The sequence below is a fragment of the Coleofasciculus sp. G2-EDA-02 genome (assembly GCF_040226375.1).
In the GTDB taxonomy this organism is placed as follows: domain Bacteria; phylum Cyanobacteriota; class Cyanobacteriia; order Cyanobacteriales; family Coleofasciculaceae; genus Coleofasciculus.
On record NZ_JAVKEW010000018.1, the window covers coordinates 1 to 7,149 of the forward strand.

A 7,149-nucleotide genomic window follows, 5' to 3' on the forward strand; every position below is an offset into this window, starting at 1 on the left:
GGGATTTATCCCGCAATAACATTCTTAAGTGATATAATACAACCATAAACAGGGAGGTGATATTCTTGTACGGTTGTCAACAAGTATTATTAGATCCAAATAAAGAGCTAGCCGCAGTTCTAGAGTTTATTTGCGCTGAAGCGAATAACCTAATGAACTGCGGCATCTATTATGCTCGTCAAATCTGGTTTAAGCGTCGGCGAATTATCGGCAAATATGACTTAGAAAAGGAGTACAAAAACAACAAGCACTTCCAAGCCCTCTATTCTCAAGCGGCTCAACAAGCGCTAAGAACAGTTAGCGAATCCTTTAAGTCCTTGGATGGTTTAATAAAGGCGTTTAGAAAAGGAAAGATAGCAGATAACCCTAGACTGCCTAAGTATTTAAAGAAAGGCGGTCTTTCTGTTGTCAGCTATCCTAAGCAAGCTTTGAAGATTAAAGATGGTCAAATCAGGATACCGCTAGGAAAGTTGGTTAAAACATGGTTTAAGATAGCGGATTTGTTTATCCATAAGCCATCTAATCTCAACTTCAAAGACATCAAGGAGCTGAGAGTCCTCCCCCGCAACGGTTGCTTCTACGCTGAGTTCGTCTACCTCCTGCCTTCCATAAAAGCAGATGTAGACCCCTTACGGGTACTAGGAATCGACCCCGGACTCAACAACTGGATGACCTGCGTTTCTAATGTAGGAACCAGTTTTATTGTTGATGGACGTAAACTAAAGAGTCTCAACCAGCTCTACAACAAACGGGTTGCAACCATTAAGTTGGGTAAAGCTCAAGGGTTTTGGAATGAAGAATTAGCCTCTCTCACAGAAAGGCGTAATAGGCAAGTAAGAGATGCGGTTAACAAAGCCGCTCGTGTTGTTATCAACTATTGCCTCCAACATCGGATTGGAACAGTTGTTTTCGGCTGGAATCGACGCAGCAAAGACGGAATTGAGTTAGGGAAAAAGACGAACCAGGAATTTGTTCAAATCCCTACCGCTCGTCTCAAAAACAGGATTGAGCAACTGTGTGAGCAGTATGGGATTCAGTTCGTAGAAACTGAAGAAAGCTATACCTCTAAAGCGAGTTTTGTTGACAATGACCCTCTGCCTGTATTCGGCTCCAAGCCGGAAGGGTGGATGCCGAGTGGAAAGCGAGTAAAACGGGGAATGTACCGCACCAAAAACGGAGAATTTGTCAACGCCGATGCTAATGGTGCTGCTAACATTCTCCGCAAAGTAGAGATACAGCTAGGTCTTGATTGAGCCTTGCGTCAGTAGGGCGTTTTTGACTGCGCCATCCAGAGTCTTCCTCTGGAACTCTAAAAAGATAAAACGACGGGACGCGGCTTCAGCTCGTCCCAAAGTATCTGCTTAGAATCCCCCGCGTTTTAACCGGGGGAGAAGTCAAGGCTGTCTGTAAAGAATCGCTACGACTGTACCCCATTGCCTTAATTGCTCAGCCGCGTCAGGTGAAAGAATCCGTGCAGATACAAGGTTATGAATTAGAGCCAACAGCGATCGCGGTGCCTTGTATTTATTTAACCCACCGCCGCCAGGATGTCTATCTCGAATCTGACCAGTTTAAACCTGAACGCTTTATGCATCGGCAGTTTTCACCCTACGAGTATTTCCCCTTCGGCGGCGGTAGTCGCAGCTGCATCGGCATGGCGTTGTCCCTATTTGAAATGAAATTGGTTCTGGCAACGGTTCTATCCCGCTATCAGTTAGCTATTGACCGAAAATTTGGGTCACAAGCCTCCCTCTTCTAGGGGGATATTTAATTTCCTCATTGGTGTACACTGTAAGAGTAGCCTAGCGCAAGGTGGGATTCGTGAGTACCATCAATCGAAAAATCGATATTTATCACGTAAAGTAGACGCTAGTACATGAGGCGCGAGAAACCTCTTAAAAAACGCATGGACTTAAACGAGTGCCGATACCAGAAAAGTAAAAACATTAGTCAACTAATGGACTAAAAGCAAGCGTACTGTCGGGCGGACAGGAACGTAGGGAAAGAAAGAGAACGGATGAATCAGACACTTTCATAAAGTACCATTACGCTTGGGGAGACAAGCCCTCTGGGATTATCTAACTTAAACTCGATGCTTGGTAGTTTTCTACGGGCTTTTGGTTTAAGGTTTGCCGTAAGGATAGATAATTATAAGGTGTGTCTAAGAACCAAGAATCCTCGCACTTTTAAGGCGAGGAGCGTCAAGACAACTATTCTGTACGACCGTGGCGACGAGGGATTACCATTGTTCCCTCTGATGCTTGTCCCATGGTCGTGAAGACCCAGCGTCATCTTCACTCATCTAAAGAAAAAGTAATAAGTTATCAGTAATACGTTGTAAAATAGAATACCTTTTTGATCCGATTTATAGACCCAAAAAGGGGAAGCCAGGATCTGATTGCTAATTGGATCAGCGCTAGTCTACTGGATATCTAACTTGCTATCATGACCACAAAGTTCATTGCTCATTCCCAAAATAAGTTATGGTTAGCGGCGCTTAAACCACCGATGTATAGCGTGGCTATCATTCCCATCTGGATCGGCACGGCTGTAGCATACCGGGAAACTCATGTCATTCACTTGGGCATATTTGGCACATTTTTACTGTCAGCTATTTTAATTATTGCTTGGCTTAACCTTAGCAACGATGTGTTTGATGCCGAGACAGGGATTGATCGCAATAAACCCCATTCACTGGTGAATTTAACCGGAAATAAATCTCTGATTTTTGGGTTGAGTAATCTATTTTTAGCTGCAGGTATCCTGGGCATCATCGCGATCGCGTGGTGGCAACAGGACCCGACGGTGATTGGTATCGTCTTGCTTTGCTGCGCTTTGGGGTATAGTTACCAAGGTCCGCCCTTCCGACTGGGTTATCAAGGGTTAGGCGAAATTATCTGCTTTTTTACTTTCGGTCCCATGGCGGTGGCGGCTGCTTACTACTCTCAAGCCCAAACCTTCTCGTCAATGGGGTTAGCTGCTTCAATGATTATTGGCATTAGTACCTCGATTATTTTATTTTGCTCCCATTTCCACCAAGTCGAGGACGATATAGCCGCCGGGAAGCGATCGCCCATTGTTGTCTTGGGAACTCAACGTGGTGCTAAATTACTCCCTTGGTTAAGTGGCAGCATTGTTGCCCTGACAGGTTTGTTTATTGTTTTGGGGATGTTTCCGATTTGGACAGGATTGATCCTTGTGAGTTTACCCTTTGCCCTTGAGTTAGTGCAGTATGTTGGCTGCTATCACGATCAACCGGAAAAAGTCAGCAATTGTAAATTTATCGCCGTTAAGCTGCATTTTTGGAGTGGACTATTCTTGGGGTGGGGCTTTGTCCTGCCTAATCTATGGTATTGATGCCTTCCCTCTCACCTAGGTGTTAACTTAACCTGAAAGCAGGGGAGGCTAGGGAATAATTTTGACAGGTGAGTATTATTTCTTAATTGTCTACTAGGACAGAGGAAAGCTGCATTTTAAAATAAGGTATAAAAAATCAAATTAAACTATTTAAATGTTTGGAGCCATCTCCAGCGTTGAAGCTAGGCGTTTTTTGTTTACATTTATTTACAAAATTGCCGAGATAGATTTCCATCTCCTGAACGAGATTTGGGTGAGTTAGTGTTAACTCCTTGGAGGGAGGTAATGTTAAGTTCCAGAAGCATACAATTTAGTTAGTCGTCCATGATTCACTCACCTTAAGATTCAGAAGCGCTCTAAGCTGAGTGAAGTTCATGCACAAGTATTATGGTTTGTCAATAGTCACCAAGAGAGTCTCGAACAGACGCCGACTTTGAGTGCCAGACGACAGGCGGCTGAGGCTCATCCCCTTTAACCGAACCAAACCTGCAATTCCCAACTTAAATAAGGGCAAGGATTAAGGTTGAATGCAATTATTTTCAGCCAATTTACTTCGTCCTTATTCCTAAACTCATCTTTAACAAAGGATTCAACCATGCAACTGATGGATACGGCAAAACCCCACGAAAATACCACTAAAAAGATAGAATATTGGTGGCAAACTCCTGTACTCAATCGTCGGGCATGGACGTGGGAAGATGCTCGTAATGTGAAACACCAAGGCGAGTGGTGGCAGAATGCGGTTATTTATCAGATTTCCCCACAGAGTTTTAAAGACAGTGATGGCAATGGTGTAGGTGACTTGAATGGCATTATTGAACAACTCGATTACATTGCCTCTTTAGGTGTCGATGCCATCTGGCTGTGTCCAATTTATGAATCCCCGATGGAAGATTTTGGCTATGACATTACCGATATGCGGGATATCGACCCGCTTTTTGGCTCTCTAGAGGATTTTAAACGACTTTTGGCTGTGGCTCACTCCATGGGATTGAAAGTGATGCTAGATCAAGTTTGGAGTCATACCTCTGATAAGCATCCCTGGTTTCTAGAAAGTCGGCAAAATAAAAATAATCCTAAAGCAGACTGGTATATTTGGGCAGACCCCAAGCCCGATGGTTCGCCCCCCAACAACTGGCTATCAGCATTTATGGGTCACAGTGCTTGGCAATGGGGACCGGAACGTAAACAATTTTATATGTATAATTTCTTAGAAAGCCAACCTGACCTGAACTGGCACAATCCAGATGTGGTTGACGCGATTTTGGAACGGGCAAAATTCTGGTTGGAGTTAGGAATTGATGGTTTCCGCATCGATGCGCCTAACTTTTTCATGCACGACGCCCAATTGCGGGATAACCCTGTTCGTCCGGAAGATGCGCCTTTACCTGATGGCGTCGCCCCCGATAATCCTGTGGTTCGGCAACTGTTTAAGTACAACTTCTGCCGTCGGGAAACTTTAGACGCCCTCAAACCTATCCGTGAGTTAATGAATCAGTATCCGGGTACGGTTGGTTTAGGCGAAGTTACCTTCTGTGAAGACTCCATTGCCCTTGCCAGTGAATTTGTTGCAGGTGATGAACGGTTGCACATGGCGTACCATAGTGGACTCCTCGTCGATGAACCCATCAGCGCTAAACTGATGCGCCAGATGATGGAAAAAGTGTTAAGTAACTTTACCCAAGGTGGTGATTGTTGGATTGTCGGCAATCATGATTATGGTCGCCTGCGATCGCGCTGGACTGGAAAGGATGCTCAGGGAAATCCTTATCCGGAAAAATTTTATCACATGATTGCGACACTGCTTCTATCCTTACCGGGTGCCATTTGTCTCTATCAAGGCGATGAATTGGGTTTAACCGAGGCAAGAATCCCTGAAGATATTCCTGTAGAAGATATTAAAGATCCTTTTGGTCAAGCCCTTTATCCGGCAATTAAAGGACGAGACGGTTCGCGCACACCAATACCATGGCAAGGGGATGCCCCCCATGCCGGATTTACCACGGCGGAAGAACCCTGGCTACCTGTTCCCGAAAGTCATTATCAACGGGCGGTGAATCTGCAAAATAAAGATCCTAATTCACTCCTAAATACCTGGCGTCGTTTACTCCACTGGCGCAAAAAACAACCAGCATTAGAAGCAGGTAACTTGGAACTTCTGGATACGGAGGAACCGATTTTTGCCTTTATCCGGCAATATGCCGAACAGCGAATCCTTTGTATTTTCAATTTGAGTAACGAATCTGCCCGCTATGACTTGTCGGGATATCCAGGATGTGAGGAAACTAAAGGATTAGGCTTTACCACCAATCGCCAGGGTAATACGATCGAAATTCCTGGCTATAGTGTCTTCTTTTGTAATATGCCCCTGAGCTGTGATTATCAACTCAAGTCGAATTAAGGGTAGCTTGTAGAGACGCGCCATGTGTAGAGACGCGCCATGGCGCGTCTCTACAAGGTTATGCCAACCCTTCCACAATCGGATGGAAGTAAAACGCTAACCCCAAAACCACATAAGCCGCAAGCAGCAAAATCCCCTCCAACCAGTTTGACTTACCGTCAGAACTAATGGAATTGGCGATTAACACCGCGACGGCTACCGCCACCAGTTCAAAGGGGTGAAAATCCAAATCCATTGGCTGATCCAAAAACCAACCTGTAATCACCAAGACAGGGGCAACAAATAGGGCAATTTGTAAACTTGATCCCACCGCCACCGACACCGACAAATCCATCTTATTTTTCATCGCCACTGTCACCGCCGTGGCATGTTCTGCGGCATTACCAATAATGGGTAATAGAATCACGCCTGTAAATAGGGCAGTTAATCCTAACTGGGAGGTGGCTTCCTCCAACGTATCCACCAATAGTTCCGACTCCAACGCCACCAGTAGGGTTACCCCAAGTAACACCCCAATCCACAACTTTAAATTCACCTTATGTTCCAGTTCCTCACTAGAAACGGCTTCCCCCTCTTGTGACTCAATATCCACCATACCCACATCAAAAAGATAGCTGTGAGTTTTCATGGAAAACAGTAAGGTGAGGGCGTACACTACGATCAACACCACAGCAACGGCAACCGATAATCCTTGTAACGTTTCTTCATCAATTCCAGGCGTCGTGGCATCCATCGCCGTCGGTAGTAGCATGGCAATGACAGCCAAATTCATTGAGGAAGCATTCACCCGCGCCACAATCGGTTGAAAGTCCTGTTCCTTGAAGCGCAACCCGCCCAACAGCATAGATAATCCCATGACCAGCAGCAAGTTGCCAATAATTGATCCCGTAATCGTGGCTTTGACCACATTGACTAAACCAGCATTTAGGGCAATCAGGGCAATAATCAGTTCTGTAGCATTGCCAAACGTGGCATTGAGCAACCCACCCAAGGTAGGTCCAGCCACAACCGCAATTTCTTCCGTCGCCTTTCCCATCCACGCCGCTAGGGGAATGATCGCCAGGCAGGAGGTAATGAAAACTATAGCTGATCCCCATTCCAGAAAATGCGCGGCAATGGAAATGGGGACAAAAATTAACAACAGAGACAGAATCGTGTTTTTGTTGAGCATCTAAAAATAAGCAGATAGGCACAGAGTGAAGTAATCCGGCAAGATCAGCTGAAGCCGGAGCTTCATTGAAACAACCATGATCGCTTCCTGTCTCGCTTGCCGTTGCCTTTTTGTATTGCTACAAATTGGTCTTACACAGCATCTCTCGCCCTGTAGAGACGTAGCATGCTACGTCTCTACATCACCTCAAAGAGTGAACCCAGGCAGCAACCCGCCTTCC

The 7,149-nt window shown here is 45.4% G+C and carries 3 protein-coding genes and 2 pseudogenes; 4 read left to right on the top strand and 1 reads right to left on the bottom strand.

Features of this window, described 5'->3' with window-relative positions; all coding sequences use genetic code 11:
* The first annotated feature begins 65 nt into the window (after positions 1-65).
* The 4 genes and pseudogenes from RLO19_RS01435 (at position 66) to RLO19_RS01450 (ending at position 5,758) form a co-directional block, all read left to right on the top strand.
* A pseudogene (locus RLO19_RS01435) lies at positions 66-1,365 on the top strand (RNA-guided endonuclease InsQ/TnpB family protein).
* Between the two features lie 34 nt (positions 1,366-1,399).
* A pseudogene (locus RLO19_RS01440) lies at positions 1,400-1,723 on the top strand (cytochrome P450); the annotation flags it as partial.
* Positions 1,724-2,445: 722 nt separating this feature from the next.
* Complete coding sequence (menA, locus tag RLO19_RS01445) at positions 2,446-3,357, top strand: 2-carboxy-1,4-naphthoquinone phytyltransferase (RefSeq protein ID WP_446353175.1); 912 nt, start codon at positions 2,446-2,448, stop codon at positions 3,355-3,357.
* Positions 3,358-3,961: 604 nt separating this feature from the next.
* Entirely contained in the window at positions 3,962-5,758 is a 1,797-nt protein-coding gene (locus RLO19_RS01450; protein WP_446353179.1) for an alpha-glucosidase family protein, read from the top strand.
* 58 nt (positions 5,759-5,816) lie between these two features.
* Here the strand turns inward: RLO19_RS01450 and cax are convergent, their stop codons facing one another.
* The gene (gene cax / locus RLO19_RS01455; protein ID WP_446353177.1) at positions 5,817-6,929 is read right to left on the bottom strand and encodes a calcium/proton exchanger; all 1,113 of its coding nucleotides are present in this window, start codon (positions 6,927-6,929) and stop codon (positions 5,817-5,819) included.
* Between the last annotated feature and the right edge of the window lie 220 nt (positions 6,930-7,149).

What these genes read in the sequence shown, in the direction of transcription:
- menA (WP_446353175.1), top strand. Translation starts at nt 2,446, where the DNA reads ATGACCACAAAGTTCATTGCTCATTCCCAAAATAAGTTATGGTTAGCG.
- RLO19_RS01450 (WP_446353179.1), top strand. Translation starts at nt 3,962, where the DNA reads ATGGATACGGCAAAACCCCACGAAAATACCACTAAAAAGATAGAATAT.
- cax (WP_446353177.1), bottom strand. Translation starts at nt 6,929, where the DNA reads ATGCTCAACAAAAACACGATTCTGTCTCTGTTGTTAATTTTTGTCCCC.